Origin of the sequence: Chitinophaga sp. NPDC101104 (assembly GCF_050277495.1) — a bacterium.
In the GTDB taxonomy this organism is placed as follows: Bacteria; Bacteroidota; Bacteroidia; order Chitinophagales; family Chitinophagaceae; genus Chitinophaga.
In genome coordinates, this window is sequence record NZ_JBNNSF010000002.1 from 468,545 (window position 1) to 485,584 (window position 17,040).

A 17,040-nucleotide genomic window follows, 5' to 3' on the forward strand; every position below is an offset into this window, starting at 1 on the left:
TTCAGTATGAAAAGAATATTTTTCTCCCTGCAGGCACTCGCAATTCTCATCGGCGCAGCCGGTTGTCATGATGCGCTGCTGAACATGAAACCGGAGTCCATACTGACGACTACCAACTATTTCAGGTCATCCTCCGAAATGAATAAAGCCGTGATCGGCATCTACAGCAACCTCCAGGCGCGCCGGATGACCGATTACATTATCATGGACGCCCCGTCAGACAACCTCTACATGTCTACCAACACGCCCATCGCCGGAGCGGTAGACCTCGACGGGCTGACGATGAATACCGAGAACAATGTGCTCGGCAACTTCTGGGAATCCAACTACGCGGGCATTTACCGCGCCAACCAGGTGTTACTGAACATCGACAAGCCGACCGATTACGCCGGCAGCGCGAAGAACCAGTTCATCGGCGAGGCTAAATTCCTCCGTGCGCTGCTGTATTTCGACATGGTGCGCACCTTCGGCGGCGTGCCGCTGGTGACCACGCAGATTTCCATTGAGGAAGCCCGCGCGCAGCGCCGCGCTTCGGTGGATGAAGTGTACAACCTCATCATCGCCGACCTGAAAGATGCGGTCGAAAAATTGCCGCCGGCAGCGAACATGGAAAAGGGCAGAACGTCGAAAGGTGCGGCCACGGCCCTGCTCGGCAAAGTGTACATCTACCGGAAAGACTATAACAACGCGAAAGAAGTGCTGAATAAAGCGGTGAACGATTTCGGGTACAACCTCGTGCCGAACTTCGCCACCCTGTGGGATCCCGCAACGGAAGACAACAGTGAAGTCGTATTCACGATGAAGTATGTGGAAAGCGTGAACGGGCAAACCCTGTCTACCGCGTTCATCCCCAACGGCGGCGTGTACGGCATCGTGGAGCGCGGTGTGGAAACGGCGCTGCCTTCCTGGAGCCTTAACAAGCGCTTCGTAGCGGGCGATACCCGTAAGGCCAAAACGATTACCGACTGGCTGGTGACGCCTACGGCACCCAACGATCCGCCGACGTTCTATCCCTATGTCAGCAAATACGCCAACAAGCACCTGTACAATACTTCCGGCCTCGATCTGCCGGTGATCCGCTTCGCGGAAGTGTTGCTCCTGCAATCGGAAGCGCTGTATAATACCGGTGATAAAGCCGGTGCGCTGACAGCTTTGAACCGCGTTCGGGAAAGAGCGTTCGCCGGAACGGGCCATAATTATACCGCCGGGGATATAGCGAACGCCAACGACTTCCTCGACAAATTGCTGCTGGAACGCCAGCTGGAACTGGCTTTCGAGGGAGACCGCTGGTACGATCTCGTGCGCACCGGCAAATACCTGACCGTTATGACCCAGGAAGAGCGCCTGTATGTGCCCGCCAACAACGCGGCCGAAACGGTGACGCTCAGCCCGAAGGCATACATGACGGTGTTCCCCATCCCGCAGCGGCAGGTAGACCAATACAATCCCGGTGTGATGGACCAGAACGAAGGATATAAAAAGTAGTATAGATGAAAGACAGGTCCACTTTCGCGGAGGGTTGCATGGAAATGGCGCATGGTTGGTTTGCGGAAGTGAACGTTTGCTCCTGTGCCTGCGCAGGGGATGATGCAAGATACGATAGCAGGGCTGTCCTGGCAGCCATGGAGAAAGTGGAAATGACCAAAGGCCGGGAGGAATGCCTCCCGGCCGGTCATTCCCGAACGGGCGCACCTTACGTGCGTCTTTTTTGAGTTTACGGGATGCGCGGACCGCGTGTGCTGTGAACAACGATCGCCGGGGCGGAAGAAAGCCCGCGGTGCAACGATGGAAAAAGTCTTTTTTAGAATATAACCGTACAGTTTATGAATGCATGGCCCAAATCATCCGCATTATTACAGGAGAATGAAAAATGGATCCCCGGCGGCGTGGTATCGCTGAACCGCAAATCCGAACCTAACATTTGCTTCGTGAAAGGTAAAGGCAGCCGCGTCTGGGACCTTGAAGGCAACGAGTACATTGATTACCAGGCGGGTTTTGCGGCCGCGTTCCTCGGTCATAACGATGCCGATGTGAACAACGCCGTAGCCGCCACTTTGAACGCCGATTCGCTCCTTATGAGCGCCGGGCCCACCAACCTGGAAGGTATTTTCGCCGAGCTGTTCGTTAGGCATGTGCCCTCGGCAGACAGTGTCCAGATCACCACCACCGGCTCCGAAGCCACCTATCACGCCATCCGCATCGCCCGCGCCGTTACCGGTAAAGACCATGTGATCGTGATGCAGGGAGGGTACAACGGCTGGCATAACGACGTGGCATGTAACGTCATCAGTGCGCTGTCGGACATCGGCGGCCGCGTGAGCCCCGGAGAATACCCGATCGATCCGCTGTCGGCCGGGATCCCCGCCAGCCACCAGGCCCTCGTGCATGTGGTGAACTACAACGACATCGATTCCATTCAATACGTGCTCAAACGCTATCCGGTAGCCTGCGTCATCATGGAGCCCATCCTCCAGAACGTGGGCATCCTCAAGCCGAAAGACGGATACCTCCAGGCCATCCGCGACCTCGCGGACAAAGAAGGTTTCCTCCTTATCTTCGACGAAGTGAAAACCGGTTTCCGGCATGCGATCGGCGGTTACCAATCCATTTGCGGCGTTACGCCCGACCTCAGCTCTTTCGGCAAGGCCGTGGCCAACGGGTATCCCATGGGCGTGATCGCAGGGAAAAAACAGTACATGGATTACTTCATCCATCCCGAAAAGAAGAAAAGGGTGCTCATCGCCGGCACTTACAATGCACATCCGCTCACAACCGCCGCCGCCATCGCCACCGTTGAAAAACTGGCCGATCCGAAAGCCGATGTGTATGGGCAAGTGGAAAAGCTCGGCGCTATGCTGGAAAAGGGATTGAACGATATTTTCCAGAAAAGGGGCCGTCCGTTTTACGTGGCGCGCCAGGGCTCGGCGTATTGCGTGTATTTCATGGACCATGTGCCCGTGGATTTTCACGATATCGCTACCAGCCACGATTTCGCGTTCGATAAATTGTATCGGGAAAAGCTCATCGGTGAAGGGATTTTCAATTTCCCCACACCCATCAAACAAGGCAGTATTTCTTACGCGCACACCGAAGCGGACATCGCGGAAACATTGGAAAAAACACAAAAAATCGTTGCGGCTTTATGAAAATAACGGCAATTGAAACGCAGGTCTGCCATGCGCGGATGCGCAACTGGATCTTCGTGAAAGTGATCACCGACCAGCCCGGATTGTACGGCTGGGGCGAAGCTACGCTGGAATGGCATACCCGTTCCGTAGTAGGCGCCATCGAAGATATTTCGCAACTGCTCATCGGGGAAGACCCCCGGCGCATCGAATACCTCTGGCAGATGATGTACCGCCAGCATTTCTGGCACGGCAACGGCATCGTGCGCGGCACGGCCATTTCCGGCATCGACCTCGCCCTGTGGGACATTCTCGGCAAAATCCACAACGTGCCCTGCCACGAGCTTTGGGGCGGCCGTGTCCGCGATTACATCCGGCTGTACTGCCACCTCGGCGGCGGCAAGATGGAAGATTTCTACGAAACCCGCGCCGACGACGCCAACCGCTTCGGCGAACTGGCGCAGCAGGCGGTGGAAGAGGGCTTCACGGCCTTCAAGTCCATGGCGGTTCCCGAAACCATGCCCCTCGAAGGCTTGCGCCCCATCCGCTACGCCGAAGCCTGCGTAAAGGCCATGCGCGACGCGGTTGGTGAAGACATCGACATCATGGTGGATTGCCACGCGCGGCCCAGTCCCCTCATGGGCATGCAATTCGCCAAAGCCCTGGAGCCCTACGGACTTTACTTCTTCGAAGAGCCTTGCTGGCCCGAAGCCATGGACGGCATCGCCGCCATCCAGGCTGCAGTGAGCACGCCCATCGCCAGCGGTGAACGCCTGGTGGGCGTGGCCGCTTTCAAGGATATGCTGGAAAAGCGCGCCGTGAGCGTGTTGCAGCCAGACATCACCCACTGCGGCGGCCTAAGCGAAGTGCGCCGCATCGCCGCGCTGGCAGACGCTTACCGCGTGGCGCTTGCACCGCACAACCCGCAGGGGCCCGTGAGTACGGCGGCTTCCATCGAACTGGGCTTTGCCGCCCCGTCTTACGCCATCTGCGAAAGCGTGCACAGCGATGTGCCCTGGCGGGAAGAAGTGGTCAGCGAAGGGTTCGTGGTGGAAAAGAAAGGCCGCATCGTGAAACCCAATAACCGCCCAGGGCTCGGCATCGAGATCAATGAAGCCGTGGTGAAGAAGCATCCTTTCGAACAGGAAGTGCTGCAACGGAGCTTCTACCGCGACGGCGCCGTGGGCGACTGGTAACAAGATAAAGACAAATCAAATCAATCATATGTTCAACGGTACAACACTCGCGGTAAGCGGAGGTTTGGGAGATATCGGGAGCGCCGTGGCAAAGGCTTTCGCCGCGCTCGGCGCCAACATCGCCATCGGCGACGTATTGCCGGAGGACAGGGCCGCGCCGCTGCTTCTGGAGATCGAAAGCAGGGGCGTGGCTGCCCATTATACACGGGTAGACGTTTCCGATCCCAAAGCGGTGGACCTCTGGATATCCGCTGCAGAAGCGGCCCTCGGGCCGGTGCGCATGGTGGTGGCCAATGCGGCTACCGTAACCATCGCTGGGCTGTTCGACGTAACGGCCGACCAGTGGCAGCGCGAGATCGATATCAACCTGAACGGCGCATTCTACCTTACGCGCGCCGCGGCCCGGCGCATGCTGGAGCTGGAACAGACCGGCAGCATCGTGTATGTAGGCAGCTGGGCGGCGGAAGCGGTACATCCCGGGATCCCGGCGTACGCTGTATCGAAGGCGGGCATGCGCATGCTGTGCAAAAGCATGGCGCTGGAACTGGCGCCCCACGGTATTATGGTCAATGAAATCGCGCCGGGGTATGTAGACGCCGGCGTGAGCCGCCAGGTATGGGAAAAAGCCCCCGAGCAGCGGGAGGCCGCCGCCCGGAAAACGCCCGTCCGCAAACTGATCACGCCCGCGGAAATCGCCCGGGAGATCGTCAAGCTCTGCGATCCGCAAAACCACCACATCACCGGCTCCACGCTGCTGATGGACGGCGGCCTCAACTTATTACGCTAATCGAAATCCTTTACCATGCACCGTTCTGCCATGGCGCCGCTCCGGCCTGCCGCATTCGCCGGCATTATCGGAGTGGCACAAAAAGATATAACGCCGCCCGTCGGCATCTTCGCCCGGAACTGGGGCGCGGCGCGGCACGACGTGGCCGCCGGCATCCACCGGCCGCTCATGCTCGTATGCACGGTATTCAAAACCGACGCGGCTTCGGAGCCGCTGGTGCTCATCGGCGCGGATCTGGGCTGGTGGAAAAGCGCGCAGGACGAAAGGGAACTTCGCGAATGCATCCTCTCCGCACTTGGACTGGACGCTTCGCGGCTCATGTTTTGCCTGTCGCACACCCACGCCGGGCCGGGCACTTTCAGCGAAGACGCCGTGAAACCCGGCGGGGAATTCATCGTTCCCTATCTCCGTCATGTCCGCGAAATGGCCATCGCAGCTGCGAGGGAAGCAATGGCTGCCGCAGTGCCCGCTACGCTCGATTGGGCGTATGGGCATTGTGCGCTGGCCGTAAACCGCGACCTGCCCGAGCCGGGCGGTAAGCGGTATGTGGTAGGCATGGACCCGGCAACTCCGGCAGACGATACCCTCCTCACCGGGCGCATCACTTCCGTGAACGGGCAAACGCTCGGAACGATCGTCAACTACGCCTGCCATCCCACCACACTGGCCTGGGACAACGAACTCATTTCGCCCGATTACGTAGGCGCCATGCGGGAAACGGTGGAATCGGCCACCGGGGCGCCTTGTCTTTTCCTGCAGGGCGCTTCCGGGGAGCTTTCGCCCGGGGAGCAATACAGTGGCGACACGGCGTTGGCAGACCGGTACGGCCGCCAGCTGGGGCACGCCGTACTTTCTTCGCTCAACGGGATGTTGCCCGCCGGCAGGGAGCTCGTGTACCAGGGCGCCGTGGAATCGGGTGCGCCGCTGGGGATCTGGCGCGAAGGGGAATTTTCGCCTTCCACCGATCTCAAAACCAGCATGCAGGTGATCTCCATGCCCCTGAAAGATCTGCCCACCCTCGCAGCGATCGAGGCGCAATGGGCGGCCTGCGAAGACCACGTGCGCAAGGAGCGCCTGTGGCGGCAACGGGGCATCCGTAAATCCCTCGGCGATGGTTTCCATGCCGGTATGCCGTTGTGGATCTGGAAACTGGGCGGCGCTTTCTTCGCCGGCCAACCCAACGAAGCCTATTCCGACTTTCAAATAAATCTGCGCCGCGAGCTGGCACCCGCACCGGTAGCCGTTATCAACATCGTAAACGGTTATGCGGGCTATCTGCCGCCGGCCGGCCATTATGAACGGGATGCATACGCCGTCTGGCAAACGCCCTTCGCCGAAGGCGGCCTCGAACTGCTCACACGCACCGCGATCGATATTTCCCATCAACTGAACAGCCACGCATGAATCTCCAATTGACAGCTCTCGACGCCGTTATTTTCGGTGTGTACATTTTGGGGGTGATAGCCCTGGGCATCTACGCCTCCCGCCAAAACCAAAAGACGCGCCGCGATTACTTCCTGGCGGGCGATAAAATGTCGTGGTGGATGATCGGCGGCAGCATCATTGCCGCCAACATCAGCAGCCATCATCTCGTAGGCGCCATGGGCGCCGCATACAACCGCGGCTTCGTGGCTATCGCCATGGAATGGGGCGCCATCTTGCTCGGTTTCAACGCGCTGCTATGGATATTCCTGCCGTTTTATATCCGGAATGGTTTTTATACCGTGCCCGAGTTCCTGGAAAGAAGGTTCAGCGGTGCGGCGCGTACTACATACGCGGGCCTCATCCTGCTGACGTACATTTTCGTGGAAATCGCCGCGGTGCTGTATCTCGGGGCCGTTTCGCTGAATACGCTTTTCGGGTTCGATATTATGCCCTGCGTGATCGTGCTGGCGCTGCTGACAGGTGTATATACCGTACTGGGCGGCCTCCGCGCCGTTATCTGGACGGAAATGCTGCAGCTCGGCGTGCTGGTACTGGGCGGTATCATCCTTACTTTCGCCACCGTTTCCAAAGCCGGCGGCATTGCCGCGGTGCTGGAAACCACCAAAAACTGGGACCTCATCCTGCCGCATACCGATCCCGATTTCCCGTGGACGATGTACCTCGGCGGGCTCGTCTGCATCAGCGTTTTCTATTGCGCTACCAACCAGTTCCTCGTGCAACGCGTGCTGGCGGCGAAAAACGAGTGGCATGCGCGGATGGGCGTGGTGTTCGGCGATTACCTGAAATTCCTCGTGCCGCTCATCATCACCGTTCCGGCGCTCGTAGCGCCCAAACTCTTTCCCGACCTCGAAAAGCCCGATCAGCTGTTTTCCGTGCTGGTAGCGAATTTGCTGCCGTCAGGCCTCGTCGGGCTCGTGATGGCGGGGCTCATTGCGGCGGTGATGTCGCACCTGAGCGGGGCCATCAATTCCTGCACCTCCATCCTCACCAATGATATTTACCTGCCGTACTTCCGGAAAAACGCGACCGACGCGGAGGCTGTCCGTTTCGGGAAGCTGTCCGGTGCGGTGGTGATAGTAGTGGGCGTCGCCTGCTCAGCGCTTTTCATCCGGCACAGCGAAAAACCGGTATTCCTCTACCTGATGAACGCCTATGGCTGGTTTACGCCGGGCATCGCCACCATGTTCCTCCTCGGTATCCTGTGGAAACGTACCACGAACGCGGGCGCCCTCGCCGCGGGGGCCCTTACCATCCCGCTATCGATCATCCTGGACCGCGCCATGCCGGGCATGCCGTTTTTCAACCGCACCGGCATCGTGTTCTGGACCTGCATGATCGTTTGCGTGGTGGTAAGCCTTGTCACCAAACCCAAACCAGCCGGAGAACTGGCAGGTCTCATCTGGAACAGGGAAAGCCTGCAACTGCCCGCAGAACAGCGCGCCATGAACCGCGGCATCCGCAACCCCGCATTCTGGTGGGCCATCATCACGGCGGCGGTTTTATTTTTTTACATCCGTTTCGCGTAAAAATTTTTTGTACTCATAGACGACCGCGGGGGTGGGGATTTATTCCCGTCCCCGTTTTTTATGTCCGCCATTCCCGTTATTTTCATGTATCCAAACGGGGAATGCCATGCAACCGCAACCTACCATCGAAGCTCTGGCGCAGGATACCCTGCCATTCGGCGAATCGCTCGCCGGGAACGTGGCCGCGCGCCTGGAAGAAGGATGCTCCATCGGCTACCGCCGGCCGGGTTATTGCGGGATGGGCATGGAGAAAGACGATTTCGGGGATTTCCTCTACGGCGAGCTGTATAAAGGCGTGATGCAACGCCCGCGCCGGTTCCGTACCCGCGAAGAATTCATCGGATGGCTGGCGGAACAGTCTACCGCTACGATGGCGCAACTCGATCATGAGGATCCGCGGAAAAGGGGCGTGTTGGTCATCACCCGCCAACGATTGCTCGCCTTCACCGAATAAAAAAGCCCTCCGCGCAGGAGGGCTTCATAATGCCGGTTGGTTTTCTTCTTCACTTTGCCGGTTTCCGTAATGATTTCACCGCTTCGGGCGCAACGGCGCCTGCCCTGTTGCCCCACGAACTGCGGATATGCGTGGCCACGGCTGCGATATCGTCGTCAGACAAAAACTCGAACGCGGGCATTTGCTCCGTGGCGGAAGATTTGCTGCCGTTAAGCAGGATATGCAGCAGGGCTTCCGGTTTGCCGGTTACGACCTTGCTTTGGTCGAGCGCTGGGAACGAACCGGGAACGCCCTTGCCGTCTGCCTTATGGCAGGCTTCACAGTAACTTTTGTAGATGGAAGGGCCTTTCCCTACAGGCGTTGCAGGCGCAGCGGCGGGGCCGGGCAACATCGTGAGGCCTTTCGCGTCCCGGATGGGAGAGAGGCGGATGATGCGATCGTCGGCCGGGATGGGGAACCCTTTGCCGGGGTTCCAGTCGCGGTTGCTGGTGGCGAGGTAGATATCGCCTTCGGGCGATACGCAGATGTCGCGGATACGGCCGAACTGCTGCGTGAAATATACTTTTTCGCCCAGTACGGAATCGCGCGCGCCGTTGAGCCGGATCACGTGAAGGCTGGCGCCTTTGAGCGTTCCGAGCAAAATGGTGTTCTGCCAGTCGCGGATCGCGGGATGGTTATAGTAATCGATGCCGGCCGGCGCGATGGTGGGCGTCCAGGCCATGACGGGCGGGGTGAAAGGGAACGTATCGGCATACGCTTTTTCATCTGCCCGGTCGGCAAACCCTTCGATGTGCGGCCAGGCGTAATAGGCCGCTTTTCGAATGTGGTTCAGCTCATCGTCGGTAGCATCTCCATGCTCGGATGCGAACAGTTGTCCGTTGTCGGTAAACGCGATGCCCTGGATGTTGCGGTGCCCGCGCGACCACATGTAATTCCCCGGGTAGGGGTTATCGGCCGGAACGGAGCCGTCGGCATTGAGGCGGAGCACTTTGCCGTTGAGCTTTGCCGTGTCTCCGGCGAACTCGTCGTGCGCGGCGTCTCCCGTCGAGAAATACACTTTCCCGTCGGGCCCGATGATGACGCGGGAGCCGTTGTGGCCCGTGTTGCCCGGAAATTCCAGGAGTATTTTCGGATCGGTGAGCGTATCGTTGCCGCGGGTGTAGCGTACGAGGCGCGATACGATCGAGGAATCGGGATTGCGGTGGGTGTAGTCGAGGTAAACGTAAGGCTCGGTGGGATGAACGGCCATGCCCAGCAGGCCCAGCGAGCGGTGGCGGTACACTTCTGGAATGGTGAGCAGCAGCTGCTTTTCGCCCGTTACCGGATCGATTTTGCTGACCGTTCCGCTTTGTTCGGTGAACCAGATATGCCCGTCGGGGCCCCAGCAGATTTCCCAGGGAACGTTCAGCCCTTCCGCTACGGTCGAAATGCCGAGGGTAGTGGAATCGAGCGCCAGTGCGGATGTTACGGGCTGGTTGAATCGTTTGCCCGGCCCGCTGCAGGACAAAATCACCCCCGCCGGCAGTAAAACCGGCAGCAGGTAAGGAAGCCATTTTTTCATCGTGTATGCATAATCGTTATCACCGACATGGAATGGAAAACCCGGATTTACGGGTACGTACCCGAAAGATAGGATTATTTTGCTGAAATTGTGTGCAGACAAGGATTTTATTTAATAATTTTCCGCACGATGAAAATGCACGAAAGGATAGTGGCGCCGCTATGGCTGGAAGCCGGGAACATGTTGGGAGAAAGCCCGCGCTGGGACGGCGCGCATCAGCGCTGGATATGGGTGGACATCGCCGCCGGAAAGGTTTTTGTGCGGGAAGCGCCGGCAGGCGAAATCCGCGAATGGACGCCCGGCCGCCACGTTTCCCTCGCCCTGCCCGAAGACCGCGACCACCTCATCATCGCCCATCACGGCGGCATTTCCCGCCTCAGCCTGCTGCATGGCAATACCACGCTGCTCACGGATATGGGCCTGCGCTGGAACGATCTCCGGTGCAACGACGGCGCCGCCGATGCGCAGGGCCGACTCTGGATCGGCACAACCACATTCGGTCACCGCACGGGCGGCGGCGATCTGTATGTGATCGGGAAAGACCGGAGCGCTGCAGTGCGTTATCCCGCAGTAGCCTGCTCCAATGGCATCACCTGGAACCCAGGCGGCAAAACGATGTATTACACCGACAGTCTTGCCCGTACCATCTTGGCGTTCGACTATGCAGAAAACGGCACGATCGCTAACGAGCGCATCGTCATCACCATCCCGCCCGGATCCGGTTTGCCGGACGGTATGACCTGCGACGCGGAAGGCATGCTGTGGATCGCGCTGTGGGGCGGTTCCGGCGTAGGGCGGTACGATCCCGCCACCGGCGAACAGATCAACTTCATCGAAATCCCCGTTCCCAACGCAACGGCCTGCTGTTTCGGCGGCCCCCGTCTCGAAACGCTGCTCATCACCACCGCAGCGAAGGAAACCGACCTGGCACAATACCCCCTTTCCGGCAGCCTGTTTGCTGTGCAGCCGGGTGTTTCGGGAATTCCTTCAGGTTACATCGATTTATAAATCAATCAGTTAATTCATGTTGCATACGTGCCGGTACGTACCTGCTGCACGTTGCCCGCAATCGTTTGCCGGTGCCGTGCCGTTTCCTGCCACTCATCGGTCATCCCAACCACCCGTCATTTGCCTGCAACTATTGGTATTGCTGCACGTCTTTATTAAGAACCCCGCTGCCGCAGGATTATTCCGTCAAATAATCCAGTAGCGCGGATTTGGGATGAACGGCCCCTGAAAACCGTGAATCCGTCCGAACTTTAACATCGTCATCCTTACAGCAACTATTATTTAACCTTGTTATGCAACTCCGCTCCATTCTAACCGTGTTGATCCTCGTCGTGTGCACATCCGTCTCATTTGCGCAACGCAATATCTACCTCAAGGTCACCGATGCCGGAGGGAACCCGCTTCCTTTCGCCAGCGTTGTCGTGAAAAAGGCCGCGGATTCATCGCTCGTGAAAGGACAGATGAGCGATACCGAAGGTAAGATCCAGTTCGAGTCCCTCAACCCCGGGAAATATTTCATCGAAGCCTCCCAGATGGGGTTCACCACCGCCCGCACAGCCGCTTTCCAGCTGCAGGAAAAAAACATTGACCTGAAAACCCTCGTCCTGCAGGCTGCTCCTAAAAGCCTGAAAGGCGTGGAAGTAACGGCACAGAAACCCTTTATCGAACGCGCCGAAGGAAAAACCGTGCTCAACGTGGAAGGCAGCGTGGCCGCGGCCGGCAACTCCGTGCTCGACCTCCTTCGCCGCGCACCGGGCGTTACCGTGGATAAAGACGATAACCTCGTCCTCAAAGGCAAACAGGGCGTTACGGTGATGATCGACGGGAAACTCACTTACCTGTCCAACGACGCGCTCGCCGAACTCCTGAAAAGCATGAACGCGGAAGGCGTGTCTGCCATCGAAATAATTACCAGTCCCAGTGCGAAATACGACGCCGCCGGCTCTTCGGGCATCATCAATATCAAGACGAAAAAAGGCCAGCTGACGGGCTTCAACGGTTCGGTGAGCCTTTCGGGCGGCAACGGCAGATATATGTATTATAGCACCGGCTTAACGCTCAACTGGAGAACGAAGAAATTCAACGCCTTCGGGAATTTCAACCTCGGCGACCGCCAGGGGTTCAATACCCGCGAACTGAACCGTAAAACCGGGGGCGACGAGCCGTTGCATTATCATCAGAGCGTATTTCAGAAAAACGATTTTCTCAACCGTTCCGGGAAGATCGGGTTCGACTGGTTCCTGAACGATAAACAAACCATCGGCGTGATGGCCAACGGGTATACCAATGCTTTCTGGCGCTCGGCGCCCAGCGCCACGGAGATCATGCGGCCGGGCATGAACATTGATTCGGTATTGTATTCCGACGTAACGGGCAATAACCGTTTCCGCGGCATTTCCACCAACCTGAATTATAAGCTGAAGATCGATACACTGGGGTCGGAATTTTCCATGGACGCGGATTACGCGAAATTCTACAACCGTATGCACACGTATTTGTCAGACAGCATGCGCCGCGAATCCGATCATAAAGTCCTCAACCAAAGCGCCCTTCGGACCTTGCCTTTCACCCACATTACAATCCGCAGCATCAAGGCAGACTGGGTGCAGGCGCTGAACAAATCGACCAAGGTGGAAGCGGGCGCCAAAGGGAGTTTCGTGGAAACGGACAACAATATGGCGTACGATTCGCTGGTAGGCAGCGGGTACAAACCCATCTATTCCCAATACGATCAGTTCATTTACCGCGAAGATGTAATTGCCGGTTATGCCACCCTGAAAAAGAACTGGAAGAAGCTCGATATAACGGCAGGGCTCCGCGTGGAACATACTTCCTCCGATGCAAATTCGATTTCGCTGAAGAACCGCATCAAAAGATATTATACCGATTTCTTCCCCAATTTCACCGTCGACTATAAAATCTCCGACGATCACAAGGTGGGCGCCACGTACAACAAGCGCATCAACCGGCCGGGATACGGACAATTGAACCCGTTCATGTTCTTCCTCGACAAATACACCTTTTTCCGCGGGAATTCTTACCTCACGCCGGAATACACGCATAACACCGAGCTGTCGTACACCTTCAAGAACAAATACATTTTCTCCGCAGGCTACACGCAAACCAACGACGTGATCGATGAATACCTGATACTGAACGAAAAATCGCGGGTGACGACGAGCACTTCCCGCAACCTGGGAACACGGAAGAATATTTCGGCGGAAGTGACGCTGCCGGTGGATTTCACCAAATGGTGGAACACGAATACCAATGCCGCTATTTTCCATAATCAGTATTACATCCGCGATTCTCTCGGGGATTTTTCCACCAAAAGCCTTTCCTGGCACTTCAACTCCACCCACACCTTTTCCCTGCCGAAAGAGATCAAGATCGAGCTGAGCGGCTGGTACGAAGCGCCCAATGTATACGGCATCTGGCACTCGAAAGCGATGTGGGCCGCCAACGCCGGGGTGCAGAAAACGGTGATGAACAAGAAAGGCACGCTGAAAGTGAGCGTGAACGATATTTTCGCTTCCGCCCGGTTCCGGGGAACGGCGGATTTCAACAACGTGTACCTCGACGTGAACAACCGCTGGCAAAACCGGACGCTGAACGTTTCGTTCACCTACCGTTTCGGCAATTCGAAAGTGGAAGGCGCGCGCGAACGGAAATCGGGCAGCGAGGAGGAAAGCCGCCGTGCGGGTTGATGCCGTTTCGTAACTTGCAGGAAATGCAAGCCCATGAGCGATACACATCCGTTACTGAAAGGCAAATCCAGCGAAGCCCTCGCACTCTACGCCGCTTTCCTGGAGGCGTTTAAACAGGAAGGCGCCACAGGTGAGGAGCCCCTCAAATCCATGATCGCCATCAACGGCCGCGGCGGCCATGCCGCTTACGTGACGCAGGTCGGAAAGAACTTTGTACATGCGGTGTTCCCTTTCCCCAGGGCGTTCCCGGATAACCTGTGCTTTCAGAAGATCGCGCCCGTGCCGGGGCAGCAGCAGGTGAACCATCACTTCCGCATGCTTTCGGCCGATGATCTGAACGACGAAGTGCGCAGTTTCATGCGGCGCGCCCTGGAGCCCGGAGAATAATACATTCGCCGGGTTTTTTCGTATATTCCGGATATGAAAATTCCACGTTTCCTGGCGGTACTATGGCTGTTGCTCAGCCTGCAATCCGCCATCGCGCAGCATCGCCTTCCCGGGTGGGCCATGGGAGGGTTCGTCAGGCCCGAAGGCGTCAATCCCGTCATTTCCCCCGACAGTCTGGTAAAATTCTGGTGCCCCATGCGCAGCGATTCCGTGGCCTGGGAATCCAACGACACGTTCAACCCCGCCGCGGCGGTGAAAGACGGGCGTATCGTACTGCTGTACCGTGCCGAAGACAAATCGGGCGTGGGCATCGGGTTCCGCACCTCCCGCCTTGGGCATGCCGAAAGCAGCGACGGGATTACTTTTGACAGGATGCGCACACCCGTGCTTTTTCCCGGGCCGGACAGCCAGCTGGTGAACGAATACCCCGGCGGATGCGAAGATCCCCGCGTGGCCGTAACGCCCGACGGACTGTACGTGATGCTCTACACCCAATGGAACCGCAAGGTCGCGCGGCTGGGCGTGGCCACTTCCCGGGACCTGGTGCACTGGCAAATGCACGGGCCCGCTTTCGCGAAGGCTTTCAACGGTAAATTCGTGGAACGGTGGAGCAAATCCGCTTCGTTGGTAACGGAAATCGCGGATGGTAAACAGGTGATCTCGAAGATCGACGGAAGATATTTTATGTATTGGGGCGAAAACGGCGTGTACGGCGCCTGGTCGGACAACCTGACCGACTGGGAGCCCGTGGTGGACGCGGCGGGAGAGCTGAAGGCGTTTATCCGTCCACGTAACGGTTACTTCGACAGCGATCTCACGGAATGTGGTCCGCCGGCCATCAAAACCCCGTCGGGCATCCTGCTGCTGTATAACGGGAAGAACAAATCCGGCCCCAACCGCGATCCCCGGTTCAACGCCAATGCCTATTGCGCCGGCCAGGTGCTTTTCGACGCGGCAGACCCGACCAGGCCCATCGCCCGGCTGGACGTGCCGTTCCTCCGCCCCATGGCGCCTTTCGAAAAAAGCGGCCAGTATCGCGATGGAACGGTGTTCATCGAGGGGATGGCTTTTTTCGGTGGGAAGTGGTACCTGTATTACGGATGCGCCGATTCCCGGGTGGGCGTCGCCATTTACGATCCCGCGCAGCCGGCCGAGGCGGACCCCGTGCCGGAAGCGCCTTGATCGCCGCTCGTCATTTCCGGCTTGCAGAATCGCCTGTAATGTGTAGATTTAGTGAGCTATCTTACCCTTAACGCTTATGCTCAGAACTTATGCCCTCGCCGGTTGCCTCCTGTGCTCCGCCGCCGCCATCGCGCAGCAGAAAATGGATTTCGAAAAGTACGATCCCGTGTCCACGCTGAAAGTACCCGAACATCCGCTGTCGCGCGCCAAATTCCCCTTCGTCGATGTGCATAACCATCAATGGAACATGGGCTCCGCATCGCTCGGGAACCTGACCAGCGCCATGGACAAGCTCAATATGCGCGTGATGGTCAACCTCAGCGGCGGCAGCGGCAGCGGGCTGAAAGCCATGACGGATAACATCAAAGCCAGCGCGCCGAAGCGTTTCCTCGTGTTCCACAACATTAATTTCAATGGGATCGGGGAGGAGGGATGGACGGCCAAAGCCGTGGCGCAACTGGAACAGGATGTGCGCGAAGGCGCGGGTGGGCTGAAGGTTTTCAAGAACCTCGGCCTCAGCGTGAAAGATAATAAAGGCAACCGCGTGAAGGTCGACGATCCCCGGCTGGACGCGATTTGGGCCAAATGCGGCGAGCTGAAAATTCCCGTACTGATCCACACCGCCGATCCCAAACCCTTCTGGGACCCGGTAGACGAGCACAACGAGCGCTGGCTGGAAATCGTGACCCATCCCGGCCGCAAACGCGGTCCCAACGATCCCGCGCCCTGGGAAACGCTCATTGCCGAGCAGCACCGGATGTTCAAAAAGCATCCGAAAACCACGTTCATCGACGCGCACTTCGGCTGGTACGCCAACGATCTGGCCAAACTTTCCCAGCTGATGGACGATATGCCCAACATCGTGGTGGAATTCGGGGCCGTGATCGCCGAACTGGGCCGTCAGCCCAAAATGGCGCGCGCGTTTTTCGAGAAGTACCAGGACAGGATCCTCTTCGGGAAAGATTCCTGGGTGCCGGAAGAATATGCCACCTATTTCCGCGTGCTGGAAACCGGGGACGAATATTTCCCCTATCACAAGAAATACCACGCGTTCTGGCGCATGTACGGCCTCAACCTGCCGGATAATATCCTCAAAAAGGTATACTACAAAAACGCCCTCCGCATCCTGCCCAAAATCGATAAAACGCAATTCCCGGATTGAGATATGAAGCATTGGCAAGCAGCACCGACGTTTTACAGGACGCTCGGATGGTTTGACTACCGGGTGGTGGAAGACAGGGCCCGGTTGGCGGACATTTACCGGCAATGCAGGACGATTGCGGGCAAGGTACTGCATTTCACTGCATCGGAAGGAGGTACGTCAGATGATATTTTCCCATTATGCATGTTCCAGGAGCAGTTGTATGAATTGAAGACCGGGTATGAATATATCTCCGTCGGTTTTTTTCCCATTCCGGACGGAACTGAGTTCTATGATGCCCTGGTACGGGCTTCTCTTTCGTTCGTGAACATCATGGTATATTTTTTTACGGAAGAACCGGAATCCTTGCCGCAAACCATCAATAACGACGCATTTACCGAGCAAGGTCTTCCCCCGTTCATTAAAATCTCCATGGTGGATGAAGGCCCGGTGGAGCTGGCCTGCTCCCCGGGGACCGTTCTGCCGCCACAAATTGCGGAAGCCTGGCGGCGCTTGTAA

General features: G+C 57.7%; 15 protein-coding genes. 14 read left to right on the forward strand and 1 reads right to left on the reverse strand.

Annotated elements, in window-relative coordinates:
• Positions 1-6 precede the first annotated feature (6 nt).
• The 8 genes from ACQKLP_RS20540 (at position 7) to ACQKLP_RS20575 (ending at position 8,534) form a co-directional block, all read left to right on the forward strand.
• Positions 7-1,485, forward strand: coding sequence for a RagB/SusD family nutrient uptake outer membrane protein (locus tag ACQKLP_RS20540; RefSeq protein WP_427324787.1), 1,479 nt, complete (start codon positions 7-9; stop codon positions 1,483-1,485).
• 5 nt (positions 1,486-1,490) lie between these two features.
• Positions 1,491-1,712: a hypothetical protein gene (locus tag ACQKLP_RS20545; RefSeq protein ID WP_427324788.1), complete on the forward strand. Its 222-nt coding sequence runs from the start codon at positions 1,491-1,493 to the stop codon at positions 1,710-1,712.
• Positions 1,713-1,823: 111 nt separating this feature from the next.
• Positions 1,824-3,146, forward strand: a complete 1,323-nt coding sequence (locus tag ACQKLP_RS20550; protein WP_427324789.1) for an aspartate aminotransferase family protein — start codon at positions 1,824-1,826, stop codon at positions 3,144-3,146.
• Positions 3,143-4,321 carry a galactonate dehydratase gene (gene dgoD / locus ACQKLP_RS20555; protein ID WP_427324790.1) on the forward strand — a complete coding sequence of 393 codons (1,179 nt, stop codon included), beginning with the start codon at positions 3,143-3,145 and terminating at the stop codon, positions 4,319-4,321. Before ACQKLP_RS20550 ends, dgoD begins: the two co-directional genes overlap by 4 nt.
• Before the next feature lie 28 nt (positions 4,322-4,349).
• On the forward strand, positions 4,350-5,108 hold the full coding sequence (locus tag ACQKLP_RS20560) for an SDR family NAD(P)-dependent oxidoreductase (RefSeq protein WP_427324791.1): 759 nt from the start codon (positions 4,350-4,352) through the stop codon (positions 5,106-5,108).
• A 15-nt stretch (positions 5,109-5,123) separates the two neighbouring features.
• A complete protein-coding gene (locus tag ACQKLP_RS20565) occupies positions 5,124-6,512 on the forward strand; it encodes a hypothetical protein (protein WP_427324793.1) in 1,389 nt (462 codons plus the stop codon).
• Positions 6,509-8,080: an SLC5 family protein gene (locus ACQKLP_RS20570; protein ID WP_427324794.1), complete on the forward strand. Its 1,572-nt coding sequence runs from the start codon at positions 6,509-6,511 to the stop codon at positions 8,078-8,080. Before ACQKLP_RS20565 ends, ACQKLP_RS20570 begins: the two co-directional genes overlap by 4 nt.
• A gap of 106 nt (positions 8,081-8,186) precedes the next feature.
• Positions 8,187-8,534: a hypothetical protein gene (locus ACQKLP_RS20575; RefSeq protein ID WP_427324795.1), complete on the forward strand. Its 348-nt coding sequence runs from the start codon at positions 8,187-8,189 to the stop codon at positions 8,532-8,534.
• A 49-nt stretch (positions 8,535-8,583) separates the two neighbouring features.
• Here the strand turns inward: ACQKLP_RS20575 and ACQKLP_RS20580 are convergent, their stop codons facing one another.
• Entirely contained in the window at positions 8,584-10,095 is a 1,512-nt protein-coding gene (locus tag ACQKLP_RS20580) for a PQQ-dependent sugar dehydrogenase (protein WP_427324796.1), read from the reverse strand.
• Between the two features lie 129 nt (positions 10,096-10,224).
• Here ACQKLP_RS20580 and ACQKLP_RS20585 point away from each other — a divergent pair, with 129 nt between their 5' ends.
• The 6 genes from ACQKLP_RS20585 to ACQKLP_RS20610 all read left to right on the forward strand — a co-directional run bounded on the left by ACQKLP_RS20585 (position 10,225) and on the right by ACQKLP_RS20610 (position 17,040).
• Positions 10,225-11,103 carry an SMP-30/gluconolactonase/LRE family protein gene (locus tag ACQKLP_RS20585; RefSeq protein ID WP_427324797.1) on the forward strand — a complete coding sequence of 293 codons (879 nt, stop codon included), beginning with the start codon at positions 10,225-10,227 and terminating at the stop codon, positions 11,101-11,103.
• A 293-nt stretch (positions 11,104-11,396) separates the two neighbouring features.
• The gene (locus ACQKLP_RS20590) at positions 11,397-13,811 is read left to right on the forward strand and encodes a TonB-dependent receptor domain-containing protein (RefSeq protein ID WP_427324798.1); all 2,415 of its coding nucleotides are present in this window, start codon (positions 11,397-11,399) and stop codon (positions 13,809-13,811) included.
• A 33-nt stretch (positions 13,812-13,844) separates the two neighbouring features.
• Complete coding sequence (locus ACQKLP_RS20595) at positions 13,845-14,198, forward strand: hypothetical protein (RefSeq protein WP_427324799.1); 354 nt, start codon at positions 13,845-13,847, stop codon at positions 14,196-14,198.
• A 33-nt stretch (positions 14,199-14,231) separates the two neighbouring features.
• A complete protein-coding gene (locus tag ACQKLP_RS20600; protein ID WP_427324800.1) occupies positions 14,232-15,380 on the forward strand; it encodes a glycoside hydrolase family 130 protein in 1,149 nt (382 codons plus the stop codon).
• A 76-nt stretch (positions 15,381-15,456) separates the two neighbouring features.
• The gene (locus ACQKLP_RS20605; protein ID WP_427324802.1) at positions 15,457-16,542 is read left to right on the forward strand and encodes an amidohydrolase family protein; all 1,086 of its coding nucleotides are present in this window, start codon (positions 15,457-15,459) and stop codon (positions 16,540-16,542) included.
• A 3-nt stretch (positions 16,543-16,545) separates the two neighbouring features.
• Complete coding sequence (locus ACQKLP_RS20610; protein WP_427324803.1) at positions 16,546-17,040, forward strand: hypothetical protein; 495 nt, start codon at positions 16,546-16,548, stop codon at positions 17,038-17,040.